Source organism: Chlorobiota bacterium (assembly GCA_016700335.1).
GTDB lineage: Bacteria > Bacteroidota > Ignavibacteria > OLB7 > OLB7.
In genome coordinates this window covers 2,109,426-2,130,687 of the sequence record CP065014.1, presented here as the reverse complement: position 1 = coordinate 2,130,687, position 21,262 = coordinate 2,109,426, and the positions used below count along the sequence as shown (strand labels likewise).

Sequence of the window (21,262 nt, the reverse complement as noted above, 5' to 3'; positions counted from 1 at the left end):
TTGAATTAATTAAATATCATTTTGAAAATAATAGTTATCGGATCAGGATTTGGCGGACTTTTTGCAGCCGTTAGGCTTCAAAATTTGGGTCATGATGTTACTCTAATAGAAAAGTTAGATATGACTGGTGGTAGAGGTTATGTTTTTAAGCAAGATGGATATACTTTTGATGCTGGTCCAACTGTTATAACTGCTCCATGGTTAATTGAAGAATTATTTACTGAAGCAGGAAAATCTCCAATTGATTATTTAAAATTTGTTGAGGTTAATCCTTTTTATAGAATTTATTTTAATGATGGTTCATTCTTTAATTATAATTCTAATTTGGAGTCGATGAAGAATGAAATCAGTAAATTTAACCCATTGGATTCTAAAGGTTTTGAAGATTTCATTAAAGATACTGAAGAAATTTTTAAAACTGGATTTGGTTTGATTGATAAGCCTTTTCTTACATTGAAATCAATGTTAAAAGTATTACCTAATTTAGTTAAATTAAGAGCAGATAAAAGTGTTTATAAAATTGTAAGCAAGTATATAAAAAACGAAAAACTTAGAAGAGTTTTTAGTTTTCATCCACTGTTAGTTGGGGGAAATCCATTCAATACTACTTCTATTTATACTTTAATTTTATTTTTAGAAAAGCAATGGGGTGTTTGGTTTGCAATGGGGGGAACTGGAGCTGTAATCAAATCTATTGAAAAACTATTTTTGGAACTTGGTGGTAAATTATTACTAAATAGTGAAGTTGAAAAAATTAATATTGATGAAAAAACAAACAAAGCTAAATCAGTCACTTTGAAGAACAAATCTGTTTTGGATTGTGAATCAGTTGTTAGTAATGCAGATGTTGCTATAACTTACAAAAACTTGATTGATAAGAAATTTAGGAAAAAATACACAGATTCCAAAATTTCTAAAATGGATTATTCAATGTCTTTATTTGTTCTATATTTTGGAACAGATAAAAAGTATGATGATATTCCTCATCATTCAATCATTTTAGGTAAAGGTTATAAAACATTATTAAATGATATTTTTAATAAGAAGATTTTAGGAGATGATTTTTCATTGTACTTACATCGCCCAACTGCTACAGATAGTTCTTTAGCTCCAGAAAATTGTGATTCATTTTATGTTTTATCGCCTGTACCACATTTAGGTTCTAAAACAAATTGGGAAATTGAAAATAAAAAATATAGAGATTTGATTGTTAAGTATTTAGAAGATAATTATTTACCAGATTTGTCAAAGCATATAGTAACTGAAAAATCTATAGATCCACTTTATTTCCAAAATGTATTAAATAGTAATTTGGGAAGTGCTTTTTCATTTGCTCCAACATTAATGCAATCAGCTTGGATGAGACCACATAATCAGTCTGAAGATGTTTCAAATCTATATTTTGTAGGTGCAGGAACTCACCCAGGTGCTGGCTTGCCAGGAGTTATATCAAGTGCAAAAATAGTTGCTAACTTGATTGGTAAATCAAAATAATATAAAAAAACACCTCTAAATTATAACTTTAGAGGTGTTATTATTATGGAACTATTTTACTTAATTTCAATATTCCTTGGTTTAACTTCATCAGATTTTGGTAAATTGATTAACAAAATTCCATTTTCAAATTTTGCATCAATATTATCAGCATTTATAGATACATTAAAAATAATTTTTCTGCTAAATTTACCATAAAATCTTTCTTTTCTACTTGAGTTTGGTAAAATTTCAGAAGTTGAAGATTTCTTTTCTCCATTCACAACTAGAGTTTTATCTTCAAAATTTAAATTGATATCTTCTTTTTTAACTCCTGGTAATTCTAACTCAACTTCAAAATAATTGTCGAATTCATGAACATCACCTGTTGGTCTCCATAATGTAAAATCTGAAAATTCTTTATTTGCATTTTGCATTACATTTTCAAAGATATTACCTACTTTCTCTTGTAATTTCATTACGTCGTTAAAAGGATTCACTAAAATTTGTGTTTTCATTGTTTAATTTTTATTTTAATATTTTTGATGGATTTATCAACTTTTATAAGTTTCCTAAATAGATTACAAATTTAATGCCAACAATTTAATAATGACAATTTATCACCAAAAATTTGTTCTGAAATATAAAAAAGTCATACCATAAAAGACAAACTTTCATTAGTATGACTCATTGAAAAATTACATAGAAAAAATGTCATTTAAAATACCAAGTGACTATTTGATATAATCTTGATACAATTCTACGAAATCAGCAACAGTTACAAATTTATATATTTTGTGAAATCCAGAAGCAACACCAACATAAGCGAGATCTTTGTTTACTATTGTTTTTCTATGCCCTCTACCCTTAACCCCTTTATCTATAATCCAACCTAGAACTGTTTCTTCAGCAGTTTCGGTTCCAAATGAAATATTCTCTGAAGCTAAAGAATTTATAAATGCATAACGTTGCATTCTTTTTAAGGGTGAAGAATTGTCTGAACCAATATGAGATATAATACCTTTTAATCCAATATCATTAACGTGATCTTCTGCAGATTTCTGTAACCCTAATTTTATTGTTAAAGTATCTAAAGATTTTAGCTTTTTCAGAAAATTAATTGCTTCATTAAATTCCTTTACCTTTTTATTTTGATTTTTAAACTTTAACATCCAATTAGAATAAGCTATTGGATTTCTTCTAACTTTGTTCATTTCGTTAACAACTTCAATAGGATCGGCTAAATTTTGTGATAATAAACTACTCTTGAGTAATATAGTTGTAAATAGAATAAATAGAGTAAATTTCATTTTAAAATTTGGTTAATGAGAAATTAAAATAAGTTAAATAAAAATAAAGCGAGATTAATAATTCGAAGTTAACCTCCAATTTGTATCATAATTCTATTAGTGTTTAAGTTTAATTCTTCTACTTGTAAATGTTCTTTTTGTTTACTATTAATAGCATTGAAAAATATATTTTCTAAATCAGAATCTGATGAACCATTTCTAAGTGCTGATTTTAAATCAAATTCTTGAGGTGAATGTAAGCAAGACATTAGCATACCTTCAGCAGTTAGTCTTAATCTTGAACATACTGAACAAAATGGTTGAGAATTTGACGCAATAATACCTAAACTTCCTAACCCAGTTTCCTTAGTATTTTTACAAACAATCTTAAAATCGTTTGAAACATAATTTGGTTCTTTTTCCATAAGTATTAAATCATATTTCTTAGAAATCTCAAATATAATTTCCTCCATTGTCAAACATTTATCTAAACTCCAAGAATTGCTTGCAAATGGCATAAACTCAATGAATCTAACTTGAATTTTATTATTAAATGCAAAATCGACAAAATCTAATATTTCATTATCATTTAACCCTTTTATAACAACGCAGTTTAGTTTAACAATTTTAATAGTTGATTCTAAAGCCGAATTTATACCATTAATAGTTTCATCAAAGAAATCACGGTTTGTTATACTGAAAAATTTTTGTTTGTTAAATGTGTCTAGAGATAAATTAATTGAGTTGATAGAATTTTGAATGGAATCAATTCTATTTGCTAATAAAATTCCATTAGTTGTGATTGAAACCTTTTCAATTCCAGAGGTGTTATGTATTTCTTTAATTAGATATTCAATGTTGTTTCTAATTAAAGGCTCACCACCTGTTAATCTAATTTTTGTGATTCCAAGTTTTGCCCCAACATTCACAATTCTTAAAATCTCATCAAAATTTAATAATTCAGATTTTGTTTTCCAAATAATATCTTCATTAGGAAGACAATAATTACATCTTAAGTTACATTTATCTGTAACAGAAATTCGAAGGTAATTATGAGTACGATTGAACTTATCAACTAGTAATTTCATTAAATTAGCGTTTCAACTTTTTACAATCTTATAGATTTTAAATTTTAAGTAAAGCATGTATAATCGTATTTTTGTTAACTTGTTTAAAAGAAAATTCAAAAACATCTCAAGCTCCAAAATACAAACATTAATCTATATACATAAATGAAAATATATTGTTTGATAATTGTTATACTCTGTATTAATTCAACTGCTTTCTCACAAGGTGTAAATCCACTAGAGCCAGAATTTGAAAGAAGAAGAATTGGTGTTGAAATTGGTTTATCTTCTGTATGGCAAAGTGGTACTTATTTGTCTGGATGTGGAAGATTTGAAAAAGGTGCTCAAATAAACCCAGTAATAGAGATAGCTTATGATCACCCTCTTATTGAAAATATGAGATTTGAAGCAATAGTTGGTTATCAGAATCGTAGTTTAAGTAGCACTTACAATTCTCGTGAGGATATACCTATTTTTGTTAGAACTGTTGCAAATGAAGATACATCTATTATCAGAGTGCCGGTAACCTTTGAGAATTTAGGAGTAGCAAAATTTAGTTATATAGTTATTCAACCAGGAATTAAATTTTATCTAACTAAAGCTCTTTATGTTGGTGGTGCGATAGGTGGAAATATTCTAATTAGCCATAGCACTCAGCATATTAAAAATATATTATCTAAAACTGTTGATATAAATGGAATAGGTCTTTCCGAAGTTTCTTTTTTACAAAGTGAATCTTCTAACCCTTATTCAAAAATATATTCTGAAAGTTCAACCCCTGTTGGAAATGCATTTACTATAGATGGTGTTTTAATGATTGGAAGTGAACTTCAATTGTCAAGACGTTGGTTCTTTGGTCCGAGATTAACATGGACTTTACCATTTACACCATCTTTACAAAATCCATTACTTTCAGATGATTTGTTTATAAATACTTTACAGTTTACTCTTGGAGTTAGGTATAGTTTTAAGTAGTTGTATGAAATTTATAAACATTAGATAGATATCAATTAAAAAGCAAAATTAAAATTATCAGATTATTCAATAAAATAATTAAAATGAAAAAATATTTATTATTGATTATTTTTTTAATGTTTACTCAGAAATTATTTTCTCAAATTAGTTCAGCATCTGTTAATATAGATTCTGTTAGTAATCATTTAATAACTGCAAACATAGTTACCCAGCCAAATTGGGGTAAGTTTTGGTTGACAACAAGCCCATTTTATGGTAAAAAAAAATTATTGTTCCAAAATGGAAGCACAGCTATTGATGATCAACTTCGAATCTGGTCAAATGTAATTTTTAAAACTGAAGTTGGAGGTCAAATAAAATATTTTTGTAATGTCCCAATTAACTCTACATACCAATTAAGACCGTTAATTAATCATTCTAATGTTACTGTTGATTATAAGCCATTTGATAGGGTAATTATTAGTAAAGATAAATTAGAAGTTGTTTGGGATAATTTAGAGGGATTCACAATCACTATGAGATTTTACCCTGAACAGACTACATCACAAGAAAGTAATGGTGGTGACATGATAATGGAGTTCGATTACAAAACAACTTATCCTTCAGCTAAACTAGGTGTTTTTTTGATGTTGGATAGTTATAACGAAGAAGCTGGCGGATTAACTGGTGATAATTCTTTAATGTCAGTTTTAACAAATAATTTATATTTTCCAACAGGTAAAATTGGTAGATTATTTACTTCAGATTCTATTCCTGAATTTTATCAAGTTGGCAATTTTAAATACGAATTCTTACCAAATATTGTTCCAAAACAATTAAATAATACTTACTCAATTCATAAACTTACTGGTAAAAGTTTCGGTGGATTAGCTTTGTCTAAACCAGATACTTTTGCAATTGGAGATTGGGATAATTTTACTAGATTGTCTTGGGAGATGACTTATTTTGATGTTAATTATACTAATTTAAGTGATGTAACTACGATTTCAAAGTGGGGAAATTTAACTGGTAATGGAATAATAAGAACTGCCTTTTCTGCAAGTATAAAAGAGGTAAATAACTTCTTTGTTTGCAGGGATGAAGCAACTAAACTTTTTTCTGATATAAGATGTGTAAAAAATATAGTTCAAAGTTCTTTAAATGGACCATATTCCACATCAAGCTCAATAATAGAAATGTATTTAGGTAACATTAGCACAACTGATTCTGTTAAAAAGGGGAAAGTAAGAATTGTTAATCCATTTACATCTTATCCTGCAAATGATGGTCGGTTGGTATTAGATGCATTGTTTAGCACTCAAGTTCAAACATTTGATTTAGCTCCAATGGAAGTTAAAAAATTCGTTTGGAAAATTGATTTAAACAATAGTTCTTCTGATACATTGGTAAATTTATTTTTTAGATTTGATGTAGGAAAAGGCGAATTCTCATTCAAAGATGATTGTACTCCTTCAATAAACATAAAACCATTTAAATTAATTAAGATTGATACTATTCCTCCAATTATAAAATTAGTTACAAATGGAATTTCTCCAAATTACTATTGGGATTATGATATTTTTGATAAACATGTAGGTTATTTTGATGATTCAGGAGTAAGATCTGTTCAAGTTGCTCCAAATGATAATTTTATTGTAACTCCAGCTAATATTGTTGGAGCACCTGCTCCTTATAAACTTTGTGATACATCTATTACATTGAAAGTTAGAGCTCAAGTGGCAGATTCTAATAAGCCGGCAAATATGGTTTTATGCGTAACAGATTGTAATGGAAATAAAATTTGCGATACAATTTCTTATGCCCCAAAACTTGATTCTTTCCCTCCTGAATGTGTAAGAATTGATAGTCTTGGTTCAGCTGACCTTATTAAATTCCCAAGTAATTCCCATGAGTATAGAGTTCAACTTATTGATAGTAGTCATAAAGGAGTTAATGGATCTGACTACGGATTTGGAAGTATAGTAAATATAGGTTCTCAGAATTACGATCCTATTGAAATCAATTATGATAAAGGTGGAGCTCCAATTCTAAATTTTGATAAGGCAGCATCTTTTAGTGTTAAAGTTACTGATACTACAAAATTGGCAAGAATCTCTATTAAAGTTACTGATTTCGTCGGTAATTCTAAATTAATAAGCTTAGAGTTTAGCCCATTACCAGACATTTATCCTCCATTATCTGATACTGTTTTAAATGCAAATAATACAAGCTGGACTGTAAACATAAATGATAAAAGATCTTTTGACCGTGGATTGAAAAATGTGGTTCAACTTTACAATCTTAATTTTAATTTTAATCAACCATTGATACCAGCTGGATCTAAGGACTTCTCATTTCAAGTTTCAGTCAATGATCAAAACAAATTTGGAGAACTAATTCTTGAAGTGCAAGATATGTATTATGACATTAAAGCCCGTGGTCATGCGGATACAATTCATTTTTATTTTGGCGGACGTGGTGATACTCGAAAACCAATAATTCAATATAAAAATATACCAAATTCTAACCCAGGTTTAGTCCAAGTTGAATATCAAGTTGATATTTTAGATATTCATATAGATAATAATGTATTATATCCATTTGATAGAGGATTAAAAATTGTTGAAGCTTTACCAGCTCCAAGTACAACCCCAAATTTTAGGCTAACATCTCCAATAATTTTAAAACAAGGTGATAAAAGTTTATCTTTTAAAATAGGTGTAATTGATACTTTAGCAAATTCAACTACAGATAGTATATGCATAAGAGCAGTTGACTTAGCTGATAATGAAGAAATTTCTTGCTATGTTTTTTCATTAAAACCTGATTTAAATAGTCCTGTATTAGATGCAGAAATTACCAATGATTTTTTATCGCTTAAAGTAAATGCTTCAGATTCAAGAATATATGATAGAGGTTTAGGTGAAGTCTTAATTGAAAATCCTGTTAATTTAAAAATTTCAGAATTGCCTGCTGATATTGAAGGATTTGCTTCTTCAAAATTCCAAATTAGTATTTTAAATCCAAAGAAAAATGTATCTGGAGTTTTAGTTTTAAGAGATAGAATTGGAAAACAAGATTTATCTCCATCTACTCAAAATATCCATACTGTAAAAATTCCTTTTGCATTACCTGCATATAATATTTATATAAACACGCCTCAAGTTGTTGAAGGTGGTTCTGATTTTGAAGTCCCAATAACTTGTTATGATGATTTTACAATTTCAAATGAAACCAAATCAATTGATTTTAACCTAAAGGTTATTGGAACTCAAGTTATCTTAAAAGGGTCTTCAAATTTACTTGCAAACGTTTCAGCTACTAGTTTAAATAAAGACTCTATATCAATTAGAATAATTGCTACAAAAGGTACAAAGTTTAGGAAAGGAGATATTTTTGGGAAATTAACTTTCTCAGCAGATGCAATTGTAGATGTAGAAACTACTAAGTTTTTAGTTGTTCCAAATTCAAACAAAGTTAATGGTGGAATTGGTTCAGAAATTACAATTCAAAAACTAAATGATACATCAATTTCAAGGTTAAAATTACCAGCACCTTTACTAACAGTATATTTTGATAGTTTGATGTATGTTAATGGAACATGTCAAAGGGTATTGCAGGCTTCACCAAAAGGGAATATCTTAAAAACTACTACTGAGATATTAACAATAATTCCAAATCCAGTGACAAGGAATAATAATAAAATTGAACTGCATGTTAGGAACTTAAATCAAAATAGTTTTGCTGAATTTATTGATATTTATGGTAATGTGCTTCAAGAAGTAAGTATAGATTCAGAAGTTAAAAAAGGAAATCAAATTTCTAAAGGACTTTTAACAGTTCCAAATCAATTACCTGAAGGAGCATATTATTTACACATTAAAGGAACTAATGCTATCTCTAAGATTATAATTCAACGATAAATTATTTTAGTTTATCAGAAATCAAATTAATAAAATTTAAGCTTAGTTCATATTTAATGAATTAAGCTTTTTTTTAATAAAATAAGTATTTAAGTAAATCTTAATTTATAAACCGTAACTTTATCTTATAAAATGTGTCTTTAACATACTAGATTCATAGGAAGGAGTTAAATATATACATTTCCATAAAAATTGAATTCACATTATGCTAAATATTCCAATGATGAACTATACATCTTAATACAAAAAGATGATAATGGTGCTTTCACAGAACTTTATAGAAGGTTCCGTGGAAGAGTGTATGCTTTTGCTTATAGAATGCTATCAGATCGAGATAAGGCAAATGATATTTTTCAGGAAACTTTTATTAAAATTTATGAATCGAGGCATAGATCTGATATTTTAAATATAGGCGGTTATATTATAAGAATTTCAAGGAATCTTTGTTTAAATTATATAAGAAATAATAAACCTAAAACTGAATTATTAGAAGATCATATTATAGTATTTCAAACCGATTTTGAAGATAAAGAATTATCTGATTTGATTGCAAAGGCTTTAGATCATATCCCAACAAATTATAGGGAAGTGCTTGTTTTAAGAGAATATGATGGTATGAGTTACCAAGAAATTGCAGAAGTAACCGAACAGACAGTTCAATCTGTAAAAATTCAAATTTTTAGAGCAAAAGTTAAACTTAGAAAATTATTAGCTCCTTATTGGAAGATTGTTAATGAAGTTTAATTTTTTTTAATTTAAAATTTATTAAAAGTTATGTCAGTTGATGATATTCAAAATATATGCTTGAGGAAAGTAGGAGCAGACTTCTCATTTCCTTTTGGTGAAAGCACAATGGTTTTTAAAGTTCATGGCAAAATGTTTGCTTTAGTTAATGTTTCAGGTTCACCACTAAGTATTAATTTAAAATGCGATCCTGAAAAATCTATTGAATTAAGAGAAAAAAATTCTAATATAATTCCTGGATATCATATGAATAAAAAATATTGGATAACAATTATTGTTGATAGAGCATTGAATATTAAATTTATTACGGAACTAATTGATGATTCTTATAATCTAGTTTATAATTCTTTACCAAAGAAAACACGAGATTTACAAAACAAATTTTAAAAGATTAAAATATTATATATGAATTACGACGAAAAAATACTTAACTTTTTTGAAGGAGATTTAAATCAGTATGAAGAAAAGGATTTATTTCAAGAACTTTTGAATGAGCCAAATTTGAGGGCTAATATGAGAGAATATTATGAAATTAATAGTGCAATTAAAAATGATTATGAAGCATTTTCACCACCTATTGAAACAGAAAAAAATTTAGCTTTAGCACTACAAACAATGGCTATTGGTGGTGCAGAAACACTTTCAACAGGAGCAAGTTCAGGTATTGCAACATCTACTGTATTGTCAAAATTAGGTTATATTTCTTCTTTAATTTTAACATTTTTTATTGGTTCAATTTTTACTAACTCTTTTAACTCACCAAGTTTACCAAAATATTTTAATAACAATATTAATACAACTTCAGTAACTTCAAATTTAAATGAAAAAAACACATTGTCAAAAAATGTAGTATTAGAAAACACTAATTTGAATAAGAAAGCAATTTCTGATAATCATGAAAAATTTAAAACTATAACTAAAATTGTTTATAAGGACAGAATTTTATCAAACTATAAAAATAATTCATCAAATTCTTCTCCTTTAGCTAATATGAGTATAACTCCTAATAGTAATATTAATACTGAAGTATTAAAAAATGATTCAAACAATTTCAAAGATATTAGTTTTACGAATAACAGATTCCAGAATGAAAATATGATTGTAAACGTAAATTCAGATAAACCAGTGAACTTTAATTCTGGAATAAATGTTAACACTAATATGCCATTTGAATATGAAAATATCCCAAAATTTAAAAGCAAAATTGCTTTTGCTGAACTTAGATATCAATATCAAAAAAGTATTTTTAAAACAATTTCAGGAGAAGGTGAAAATTCTATTTATGATGATATGTCATTGGGGATGTATGTTAACTTTTTACCAACATTTGCATTGGGATTTGAAACTGGTCAAGAAAGATATGCACAAACATTAAAAGTTAATTCTGGAGATACAGTTTATTTAGATCAAAGACCTAGATATTTTTGGTCTGGTATAAGTGGTAGATATTCTCAACCTATTGAAAAATCATTTTTCTTGCCATATATACAAGGAACAATTGGAGCAACATCTGTTGGTCCTTTATTCAGGGGTAGATTAGGTTTTGATTATGAATTTACTTCATCTATTGGTTTTACTTTTGCTTTAGAAGGATCAACTATGTTTTACACATTTAATCGTCAGAATCTAATATCAGGTAGATGGGGTGGTACTTCAGGACTTAAAGTTTCATTCTAATTTCACTTTTATTATTTTAATATTATGAAATCAAATAAAGAGTTTATAAAAAATTTATTTTTAATATCATTGTTTCTACTAACATTGGCATTTCAAAACGGTTGTCAAAATGTACCTATTGATAGTGATACAGCAAGAGCTCAAAGTGAAAAAGACATCCTAAAAAAGGACTCAAGTCAACTAAACTTAAACAAACCGACTATTACAAAATGTAATCTCTATTATTACAAGGATTTTTTTAAGTTAGATTCAATAGATTTAAAAGATTATATAATTTTAGAAAAACTTAAGTTAGATACTACTAATGATTTTGGAATAATAGTATCAATGAAAAGTTATCTTTTATTTCCAGAAAAGAAATTTGTATATCGTTACAAAAATATTGCAATTGAGTGGAAAGATTTTAAATTTGAATTTGATAATGCTTGGATATATTCAAATTTTGATACAACAAAAAAGAGTATATTTTTTGATATAGATTCTTTATTTAAAGTTCCAAATGATTATACACCAGGAGGTGCTCTCGGTATTAAAATTAATGATGTAAAAGATACTAATTTTGTTGATAATGTATATTTATATACAGGGAAAGTTGTAGGTAAACAATTTATATCTAACGTTTATATTTCTTCTACTCCTTATCAAAAATCAAAAAGAGTTTTGGAGTTTAAAATTTCGGGAAGTTTTTATATTGCTTCTTCAAATGAAACTATTCCATTATTCTTACCTATTTCTATCAATTTAAAATATTAAAGGAGTGGAAATACTTTCCCCACTCCTTAAATTTTTTTTATAATATATTTTTAAACTTTGTTATTTCGATTTAATAAATCTAAAGCAATATCAACTATCATATCTTCTTGACCCCCTATCATTTTTCTTTTACCTAGCTCTATAAGTATATCTTTAGAATCTACATTATAGAGTTTAGAAGCTCTTTCAGTATGCAATAAGAAAGATGAATAAACACCAGCATAACCTAACAATAAAGCATTCCCATCTGTTTGTACAGGTCTAATTTGAATAGGTCTAACTAATTTATCAGCAGCATCTATCAATGGATATAGATCAATATCTTTATTAAGACCCATTTTATTCATTACAGCAATCAAGCACTCTAAAGCACAATTTCCTGCTCCAGCACCCATTCCTGCAAGCGATGCATCTATCCTATCTACTCCTTGTTCTATTGAAATTATTGAATTAGCTACTCCCAATCCTAAATTGTTATGATTATGAAATCCTACTTCACACAACAATTCATTCTTAAAAAGTGAAACTTTATTTTTTGTATCACTCATTAACATTGCTCCGGCACTATCAGTTATGTAAACACAATCTGCTCCGTAACTCTCCATCTTTTTTGCTTGAACTAACAATTCTTTTGGCTCAATCATATGCGACATCATTAGAAATCCTACTGTATCAAACCCTAATTGTTTTGCTTTTTCAATGTGCTGTTTTGATATATCTGCTTCAGTGCAATGTGTAGCAATTCTTATAGTATTAACACCTGCTTCTAGTGCCATTTCTAAATCTTCTATTGTTCCAATACCTGGTAATAAAAGTGCAGCAAGTTTAGAATACTTTAAACAAGATTTAACTGATTGGAGATATTCAATTTCTGCATGTTTAGAAAAACCATAATTAATAGAATTACCATTTAATCCATCACCATGAGATACTTCAATTATATCAATTTTAGCTTCATCTAACTTTTTTGCAATTGAAACCATTTGTTCAATTGTATATTGGTGAGATAAAGCATGCATACCATCCCTTAATGTTACATCATTAACTATTACTTTTTTTTCCATTATATAATTTTATTAACTTTAATAATTATTTGCTAATAATTAAGAACTCTGTTCTTCTATTTTGAGATTTTCCATCATCGGAATTATTATCAGCAATTGGCTGCGAATCGCCAAATCCAATTGATTTTATCCTATTAACATTCACACCTTTACTAACCACAGCCTGCTTTACAGCATCTGCTCTTCGTTGAGATAATTTCTGGTTATACTGTGAATCACCAGTCTTATTTGAATTATCTGTATGTCCCCTTACTTCAATTTTCATCTTAGGAAAAGCTCTCATAAGTACATAAACATTATCTAATGCTTGGTTTGATTCAGGTTTTAAAACATCTTTATCGTAATCAAAAAATACATTTAGTAATGCTATATCGCCAACATTAGGAGTATTATCATAATTATTTTCACCTGTAATTGAAATGGAAGGGAAACAAAGTTTAAGTTTAACAGTTTTTTTTCCATAACTATTTGGGGTGTAATCAACTACATAATAATTCTTTATTCTTTTGTAAATATCTTCAAACACATCTGGAAATTCTTTAGTACCATAAATATGGTTATAACTTCCTCCAGATGGTTTTGAAATACTTTCCATATAGCCTTCCCTAATTCCATCACCAAAATCAACTGCACAAATTAATGTATTTGATTTTAAAGCATACTTTATCAATGAGTCTTTATTTATATCAGAACTGTTTTCTTGTCCGTCTGTAAAAACTATAACAACTTTTCTTTTAAAACTTTGTGCTTTTAAATTTAGGTGTTCAACTGCTCCAGAAATCCCATCATGAACTGCAGTACCTCCACCAAAATCTTCTAACCCATTCTTTTTTAACTGTGAGATTAAAGTATTTTGATCATAACTTAAAGGTCCTTCAACAACTACATGGTTATCATATTTTACAAAACAGATTGCATCTTCAGTTTTTTTTAATTTTATAAATTGTTCTGCAGCTTCCTGAACAGCCCGAGCACGAGGATCTCCCATTGAACCACTATGATCCATAACTAATGCTATTGCTACTGGTTCACGGTCATTTTCCGTAACTTCGCGGACATTAAATTTTTTGATAACATTGTTACCATTATCTGATTGCTCTACAATTTCACAGAATATTTTTTTTGATTTATCACTATTTGCTCCTCCATAATAATATGTTCCATTTGCATCAGTTATATGTGCATATATACTAACCTTTTTTGGATTTGTAGCATCAATTCTTGTTAACTCAACCTTTGTATTTTGTGGGAGTTCGTTTGGAAGTTGTGCTGTCTTTTTAATGAATATTGGGTTGTAACCTAATGGAGGAACTGCATCTAAAGTTGCTGCTGGCTCACCATACATTAATGAAGCACAACCTGAAATCAGGCTAGATGAAAGTAGAATTACTAGAATAACAAATTTTGAAAAGCTCATTTTAAATTATTAAGTTTTTATGAATTACAATTTAATAACTATTTTATAATGGAAATTAATTTTATTAAAACAATTGGTTTTGTTGCAGGTCTGTTCTCAACTTTTGCATTAGCTCCTCAGGCTATAAAAATTTATAAAACTAAAAAAGTTGATCAAATATCAATTGGTATGTTAAGCCTTATGCTTACAGGTGCTTCACTTTGGCTAGTTTATGGTCTTTTAGAAGATGATATGAATATTATATGGGCAAATTGTGTTGGATTAATATTTATTATTTTCATGTTAGTTTTTAAAATAAAAGATAAAGGTCAATTGTCTTAACTTCAAAAAATAAGTATAAAACTTAATTGGAAATAATTCGTTTAAATTTTAGTAATAATAAATATTCTATTGAATAAAAATAAACCTTTTGATGTTTTAGTTATTGGAGCTGGAATTGGTGGATTATCTTCTGCTGCTATTCTTGTTAAAAATAATCTAAAAACTTTGGTTCTAGAGGCTCATTCAGTTTCAGGTGGATGTGCCAGTTTTTTTGATAAATACTCAACAAATAGTAATGGAGTTTCAGAGAAATTTAGGTTTGATGTTGGTGCTACAACTATTTCAGCAGTGAAAAATAATCAACCTTTGGGTATTCTTTTTAAAATGCTTGATATTAGTTTGCCATTATCCAAAATAGATCCTGGTTTAGTATGTCATCTCAAAAATGGAATAAATATAATTAGATATTCTCAAAAAGAAAAATGGATAAATGAATGTATAATAAAATTCGGTGAAGTTGGACAATTTAAATTTTGGGAAAAAGTATATGAATTAAATGATCTTGCTTGGAATTTAGCAATTGAAAATCCATCATTTCCCCCTAAATCTCTAAATGATATTTTAAGAATGGTTAGATTCAATAATTTAAAAAATTTAAACTTATTAAAATATCTAAACTCTTCTGTAGCTGATTTCATGCACTCTTGTGGGAATTATGATAATTTATCATTTAGAGATTTTATAGATGAACAGTTGAAAATAACATCTCAAAATTCATCAGAAAAAACACCTATGTTAGTTGGTTCAATGGGCTTGGCTTATCCTTCTGAAACATATTATCCACTTGGTGGTATGTATTCATTATCAAATTGTATCGAAAATAAATTTAAAGAATTAGGAGGCATAATAAAATTTAAAACAAAAGTAGTTTCTATAGAAAAAGAAGAAAATATGTGGAGGATAACTACAAAGAAAAATGAAGTTTATTATAGTAAAATTGTATTATCAAATTCTACAATTTATGACATGACAAAAATTCTAAAGAATAATAATTATTTTGAAAATGAAATCCAAAAACATGAAGAACCTTTAAGTGCTTTTGTTTGTTATTTTGTAGTTGAAAATACATTTGATGATTTAGGTACTTTATATCACCAAATACATGCATCAGAAATTCCTTTCTGTGGTAGTAATTCAATTTTTCTATCATTATCTGCAATAGATGATGAAATTAAAGCTCCTAAAGGATGGAGAGTTGCTACTGTAAGTACTCATACATCTGTAACAGATTGGCTCAAACTTGCAAGATCAGAAAAAAATAGTCATGAAAAAAATGAATACTATTCCCGTAAAAACTATTTAGAGAAATTTATATTAAAAAGTATTGAAAATGTTCTACCAGGATTTTCAAATGCTAATAAAAAATTAATAAAGAGTGGAACTCCTAATTCATTTGAATTTTTTACAAACAGAAAAAATGGTTATGTTGGAGGAATTGCACATGATATTAAAAATAATATTCTATTTGCTACAAAGCACAGAACTAATAGAAAAAATTTATTTATGATTGGTGATACTGTTTACCCTGGGCAAGGAACTCCTGCTGTTGTTATGTGTGCAATAAATGCAGTATATGAAATTTTGCAAAGTAATTTACTTTAAGCCAATTGATGCAAACATTCGTCCACTTCCAGTTCCATCTCTCCTAAAGCTGTGGTACTTACTATTACAAATTGTACAGTTGGAATCTAATTCAATATTTTGACTTAAAAGACCACTAGATTCTAATTGTGATAAAACAACTGCTTTATTATCAAATAAAAACTTGTTACCTTCTTTAAGAGTACTAAATTTAGGATCAAATAAATTGGATACATCTTCTCCAATTTCATAACAGCAACTTCCAGCACTAGCCCCAATGTAAGCAACTAATTGATTAGGTAGTGAGTTGTAATTTAAAATTAGTTTATTAATAGTTTTTTTAACAATATTAAGTTTACTACCTCTCCATCCAGAATGAATTGCTGCAATACATTTGTTCACTGGATCAAAAATTAAAATTGGGATGCAATCAGCAACTGTAATGCTTAAGAGAATGTTTTTTTCATTTGTAAACATTGAGTCAGCTTTAACTTGATCTTCATATGAATAAGAAGATACTTCACAACATTTATCTCCATGAACTTGGTTGAGAGTTCTGATTTTATTTGGAGAAAAACCAAGTAAAGAAGTAAACAATAATCTATTACTTTTAACTTTATTTGAATCTTTACAAGTTTTAAAAGACATATCGAAAGTAATACTCGAATCAACTCTCAAACTCAATGCTGATTCAACTTCTGGGTGATTTATAAATATATTTGGTTTGTAAATTAATTCCATTTTACTAAATTCCAATTATAATTATTGTAATGAAAAATAGCGCATTTTAAATATTTAATTTGTAAGGGTATTTGAAATAATTTATAGCCATTAAAGTTTACAAAATTAAGTTGTTTTGAATTTGAGTTACACAATACAATAGGTAATTTTTTTATAAATATGTCATTTGAGATAACTCTGAAATCTGTGAAATTTTTGATTTTATTATAACTATTTAAATTAATAACAATTATCTGTTTTCTAAAATATTGTTTCAAATTAGATGACAATTTTAAACAAAAAGTTGAATCAGTTTTAGATATTGAATTATTAAAAATCAAAATTTTATCTTTTAATAAAATAGTAGGAAAAACTTTCTGTTTGTTTACAAATAAAATTAATGAATTTGAATTTACTTTACTAGTTAAATTTAATTTATTTTCTAATATTAGTATAAAAATTGAAACTATAAAATAAAAAATTAATCTAGTTTTTAAAACTCTATTGAACTTACTAAATAACAAGTAGATAATACTTAGCACCAAAATTGAAAAAGAAATTATTGAAAGATTGTAAACACCAAAATCACCTAAATTTAAATTTTCAAAGAACTTAATAAAATGTAACAGTATATTAGTTGTTAAGTAACAAAATGATCCAAAACAATGCCCTAAGAATGATGAAAACTTAAAGAATGCAATCCCTGCAACTCCACCATATAATGCAATACTACATAATGGTACTGCAAATAAATTTGTAACAAAACTAATAAAATGAAAAGTACCAAAATGATAAATACAAATTGGAAATATAAATAGATTAACACTAAATGAGATAAGAAAAAGTTGGCTTAAATTTCTAATGAAATAATTAGTTGAATATAAATTATTTTTATTATTTAATCTCTTTTCAATAGTTGAGTATAATGTTACAATACTAATAACAGCCATAAACGACAACTGAAAACCAACATCAAATAAACTTACAGGATCGAGAATTAGAATTATTATTGCTGAAAATCCAATTAAATTTAGTGGCTCGGTTACTCTTGATAATAACCTACTTAGCATAAAAGTTATTATCATAATTGAAGCTCTTATAATCGATATTTGATATCCAGTTATTGAAATATAGATTAATAGAAACATCAATATAATATAGAACTTCAAATGCTTGTTTGGTACCCAAGATAATAAAGCGAACAGAATTATTGCAATCAAAGTTGTTTGTTGTCCACTAACTGCGAGTAAATGAGAAGTGCCAGTGTTTTTAAAAGCTGAAATGGTATCTGGATCAATATTGTTTTTATCTCCTATCAAAAATCCTTTTAAGATTTCACCTTCTTCTCCTCTAACATTATTCTCACAAAAATCTTCAACTATTGTTTTAAAATATTTAAAGAATTTGTAAGTTACATTCATAGCATCTGTTTTCACAATAAAATAGTCTTCACATCGATTGCAATTTAGTGTTGCAATAATACTATTTACTTTGTAGTAATGAGTAAAATCTGGTTGGAATGGGTTTATAACTTTTGAAGGAAAAACTAACTTACCTCTTATGGATAAATAATCCTCTTCATTTAAAACTTGAGATTTGTGGAAACTAGTATCAAAAATATTTATTAAAATGAAATTCGAACATTTTACAAATGAATTTCTATAAGCAAAAGAATCGCATTGTAATTTTAAGTTAATAACACCATTTTTAATAACTGGTTTATTAACAATTTTACCAAAAGTAACAATCTCATTAAATGATTTGCCAAAAAATATATCTTCAAATTTAATTTTATTTATTGAAGATGATATTAAAACTCCATTAGTAATTGTTATTAGAAAAACTAAAATAAAACTAAATCTATTATTCCTAATAAATAGATAAATACAAATAGTAAAACATAAAAACATTAATGTCCAGCTGCTTTTGCAAACAAATATATGCTGAACAACAATGCCAATTGAAAACAATAAAGCAGATTTAAGTGCTGGGTAATATTTCCAGTCTAATTTATCCAATTTTTATAATAAGTTCAGGTGATTCTTTTAGGGTTAATCACTTAATATAATTTATTATTCTAATAACTGAGGTTAATTATCAATATTATTTTCTCTCCCAATTTTCTCCATTTAGTTCATATTTCATATCATAATTCCCATCATCAGAACTAGAAATTTCACGTTTAATTTTACCATCTTTACCAAAAGACCATTTTTCATCCCATTGTTTATCTTTATCATAATCAACCTTAATTCTATTCCAATATGCAAACCCCTTTGCTTTATCAGATCTTAAATCAAGTTTGTAAGCGTTTGTATTCACAAAATATTTAACTCCACCATTATCATCAGGTTTTCCAGATTGAATATTTGTAGCTCGTTGGTATTGTAAAATTTCGTTATCTATAGCACCAACAATTACTTTAGGTGCACCAAATATAGTACGTGTATTTGCTATTGAATTATTCTGTTGAGGAATATTTTGTTCGTTGTTATTATAGTTATTACTGTTCTGAGTTTGTTCAGTTCTATTTTGATTATTCTCTAATTGGTTGGTGTTTTTATTAGAAATTTCATGATTAGATCCACAAGATTTAAATAAAATAAATATAGATGTTATTACAACTCCAACAATACCAACAGTTCTAAATTTTTTAAATGATTCGTATGTCATTATTGATTTTTAATTTAAATAGTTCTAATTCAAAATTCGATTGGATGTAAAATTAAAACAAGTCTTTAAAGTACATATTAAAATTTTTTAAAATTATATTTTACAATTATATTTTATTTGAATTTACTAGTAAATCAAGTTCATATTTAATATCTGAAAAGTGATGTAACCAGTTATCAAAAATTTTTATGACTTCTTCAATGGCATTGTTTGCACTTAACTCTAAATTCATGATTTGAAATTTTAAGAGCTTTAATCCTAGAGAAAATTCTAACTTTTCCTTTTGTAAATAAAGAAGAAATCTAGTGGTACAACTTTGAATAACTTCTATTTCTTCAACTTTATAATTTGTATCAGTTTTGAAAAAAGTTATATTTTTTTTATTAAGATGATACAAATAATCTAGTGTAAAAAGTACTTTGCAAATGTGTTGTTTCTTGATTTTATTCTTCAACAAACTATAATAAAACTCACCACTTGTAAGTTCAGTTCCCCTTTCAATATCTCTATCATTAATTTTATCTTTTAATATTTCAGCTGCACAATTTAAAGTATAATTTTTGAGATTATAATCAATCAATTTCTCTTTAATACAAGTAGAACAAACTCTTAACTCATCAAATTTTTGTAATAATATTTCAATATTAAAATCGTTAGAAAATAAGCAAAAGCCTTTATCATACAACCTTTCTATTCTAGCTTGTTGATCATCAAATTTTCTTAATTGATAGTAAAATAAAGTTGGCAAATTAGAATAAATTAATTCATTTACAGAATTATAACCACCCGCAGAAATAGCAAAATCAAATGCATTAAAATAATTCATAATTCCTTCCCTATAAAACCATGTAGAATTATTCCCGAATGTCTCGTCTCCTCTGTATAAGGAACCTGCTGCAACTATAAAATGAATATCTTTATAAATTTCAAGTTTAGGAATCAAAGCTGAAAAAAATTCTTCATTAAATGAATCACCTCCACCACCTGCTAAAATTAAACAACATTTTTTATTAATTGGAATGCCAAGCTTAAATTTAGCTATATCAGATTCAAATAGTTCATCTTTATCTTTTTGAATTATTGAACCAACAGTTGTAACCTTGTGTTCAAACTTTGTATCTTGAAAAATATTATCTTCTTCATTTTCTAGGGTTGCTATAATTTGATTATAACCATTAAGAGAGTTATCGAGTAAAATTTTATTGTAATCTTTTCTAGCTCTATAAATTAAAACTTTTTTAAAACTTAATTCTAAAATATCATAAAGTTCATTAAATGAACCATTGGGAAAAGTATCAACAATAAAAATATCAGGATTGAAAAGTGAAACACAATTCCAAATCCAATGCCTTGCAATTGCCCTATATGTTTTAGGATTAATTCCACTTTCAGAAACTATATTTTTAGATGGAATTTTAAAGCTTGCAAATCCTTCACGATAAACTATGTTGTCTGCTTCACTAGTTGTAATAAAAATCTGTTCAGTATTAACACCAACAGATTGAGCAATTTTATATATAGATTTATTAATTGCTAACAATCTAGTTATATGACCTGACCCAAGACCATTAACAGCATAATTTATAATTTTAAGATGTTTCATAAA

At 27.1% G+C, this 21,262-nt stretch carries 18 protein-coding genes; 9 read left to right on the top strand and 9 right to left on the bottom strand.

What is annotated here, in order from left to right; genetic code table 11:
• The first annotated feature begins 21 nt into the window (after positions 1-21).
• Complete coding sequence (locus tag IPP08_08770; protein QQS65864.1) at positions 22-1,494, top strand: phytoene desaturase; 1,473 nt, start codon at positions 22-24, stop codon at positions 1,492-1,494.
• 56 nt (positions 1,495-1,550) lie between these two features.
• Here IPP08_08770 and IPP08_08765 read toward each other — a convergent pair whose 3' ends face one another.
• The 3 genes from IPP08_08765 to moaA all read right to left on the bottom strand — a co-directional run bounded on the left by IPP08_08765 (position 1,551) and on the right by moaA (position 3,850).
• Positions 1,551-1,991 (bottom strand): Hsp20/alpha crystallin family protein, encoded by a 441-nt coding sequence (locus IPP08_08765; GenBank protein QQS65863.1) that lies wholly within the window; start codon positions 1,989-1,991, stop codon positions 1,551-1,553.
• Between the two features lie 216 nt (positions 1,992-2,207).
• Positions 2,208-2,783 carry a CAP domain-containing protein gene (locus IPP08_08760; GenBank protein QQS65862.1) on the bottom strand — a complete coding sequence of 192 codons (576 nt, stop codon included), beginning with the start codon at positions 2,781-2,783 and terminating at the stop codon, positions 2,208-2,210.
• A gap of 68 nt (positions 2,784-2,851) precedes the next feature.
• The gene (gene moaA, locus IPP08_08755) at positions 2,852-3,850 is read right to left on the bottom strand and encodes a GTP 3',8-cyclase MoaA (GenBank protein ID QQS65861.1); all 999 of its coding nucleotides are present in this window, start codon (positions 3,848-3,850) and stop codon (positions 2,852-2,854) included.
• Between the two features lie 144 nt (positions 3,851-3,994).
• Between moaA and IPP08_08750 the strand changes: the two genes are divergently transcribed.
• The 6 genes from IPP08_08750 (at position 3,995) to IPP08_08725 (ending at position 11,880) form a co-directional block, all read left to right on the top strand.
• Positions 3,995-4,804 carry a hypothetical protein gene (locus IPP08_08750; protein ID QQS65860.1) on the top strand — a complete coding sequence of 270 codons (810 nt, stop codon included), beginning with the start codon at positions 3,995-3,997 and terminating at the stop codon, positions 4,802-4,804.
• Positions 4,805-4,887: 83 nt separating this feature from the next.
• Complete coding sequence (locus IPP08_08745) at positions 4,888-8,706, top strand: hypothetical protein (protein QQS65859.1); 3,819 nt, start codon at positions 4,888-4,890, stop codon at positions 8,704-8,706.
• 192 nt (positions 8,707-8,898) lie between these two features.
• On the top strand, positions 8,899-9,450 hold the full coding sequence (locus IPP08_08740) for an RNA polymerase sigma factor (protein ID QQS65858.1): 552 nt from the start codon (positions 8,899-8,901) through the stop codon (positions 9,448-9,450).
• Positions 9,451-9,480: 30 nt separating this feature from the next.
• Positions 9,481-9,837: an MmcQ/YjbR family DNA-binding protein gene (locus IPP08_08735; GenBank protein QQS65857.1), complete on the top strand. Its 357-nt coding sequence runs from the start codon at positions 9,481-9,483 to the stop codon at positions 9,835-9,837.
• A gap of 18 nt (positions 9,838-9,855) precedes the next feature.
• Positions 9,856-11,127, top strand: a complete 1,272-nt coding sequence (locus tag IPP08_08730; GenBank protein ID QQS65856.1) for a hypothetical protein — start codon at positions 9,856-9,858, stop codon at positions 11,125-11,127.
• Between the two features lie 24 nt (positions 11,128-11,151).
• Positions 11,152-11,880: a hypothetical protein gene (locus tag IPP08_08725; GenBank protein QQS65855.1), complete on the top strand. Its 729-nt coding sequence runs from the start codon at positions 11,152-11,154 to the stop codon at positions 11,878-11,880.
• Positions 11,881-11,930: 50 nt separating this feature from the next.
• On the opposite strand, the gene dmpG is transcribed toward IPP08_08725, so the two are convergent.
• Together dmpG and IPP08_08715 are read right to left on the bottom strand one after the other, a co-directional pair.
• Positions 11,931-12,944 carry a 4-hydroxy-2-oxovalerate aldolase gene (gene dmpG / locus IPP08_08720; GenBank protein QQS65854.1) on the bottom strand — a complete coding sequence of 338 codons (1,014 nt, stop codon included), beginning with the start codon at positions 12,942-12,944 and terminating at the stop codon, positions 11,931-11,933.
• A 25-nt stretch (positions 12,945-12,969) separates the two neighbouring features.
• The gene (locus tag IPP08_08715) at positions 12,970-14,361 is read right to left on the bottom strand and encodes an OmpA family protein (protein ID QQS65853.1); all 1,392 of its coding nucleotides are present in this window, start codon (positions 14,359-14,361) and stop codon (positions 12,970-12,972) included.
• A gap of 48 nt (positions 14,362-14,409) precedes the next feature.
• Here IPP08_08715 and IPP08_08710 point away from each other — a divergent pair, with 48 nt between their 5' ends.
• Both IPP08_08710 and IPP08_08705 read left to right on the top strand, forming a co-directional pair.
• A complete protein-coding gene (locus tag IPP08_08710) occupies positions 14,410-14,682 on the top strand; it encodes a SemiSWEET transporter (protein ID QQS65852.1) in 273 nt (90 codons plus the stop codon).
• Between the two features lie 69 nt (positions 14,683-14,751).
• Entirely contained in the window at positions 14,752-16,284 is a 1,533-nt protein-coding gene (locus IPP08_08705) for an NAD(P)-binding protein (GenBank protein QQS65851.1), read from the top strand.
• On the opposite strand, the gene pgeF is transcribed toward IPP08_08705, so the two are convergent.
• The 4 genes from pgeF to IPP08_08685 form a co-directional block, all read right to left on the bottom strand.
• Positions 16,276-17,004: a peptidoglycan editing factor PgeF gene (gene pgeF / locus IPP08_08700; protein ID QQS65850.1), complete on the bottom strand. Its 729-nt coding sequence runs from the start codon at positions 17,002-17,004 to the stop codon at positions 16,276-16,278. The two genes, IPP08_08705 and pgeF, sit on opposite strands and share 9 nt — an antisense overlap.
• A complete protein-coding gene (locus tag IPP08_08695; GenBank protein QQS65849.1) occupies positions 16,995-19,001 on the bottom strand; it encodes a ComEC/Rec2 family competence protein in 2,007 nt (668 codons plus the stop codon). The genes pgeF and IPP08_08695 overlap by 10 nt, the downstream gene beginning before the upstream one ends.
• A gap of 85 nt (positions 19,002-19,086) precedes the next feature.
• Complete coding sequence (locus IPP08_08690; GenBank protein ID QQS65848.1) at positions 19,087-19,656, bottom strand: hypothetical protein; 570 nt, start codon at positions 19,654-19,656, stop codon at positions 19,087-19,089.
• 106 nt (positions 19,657-19,762) lie between these two features.
• Positions 19,763-21,259, bottom strand: a complete 1,497-nt coding sequence (locus IPP08_08685) for a hypothetical protein (GenBank protein QQS65847.1) — start codon at positions 21,257-21,259, stop codon at positions 19,763-19,765.
• Positions 21,260-21,262 lie beyond the last annotated feature (3 nt).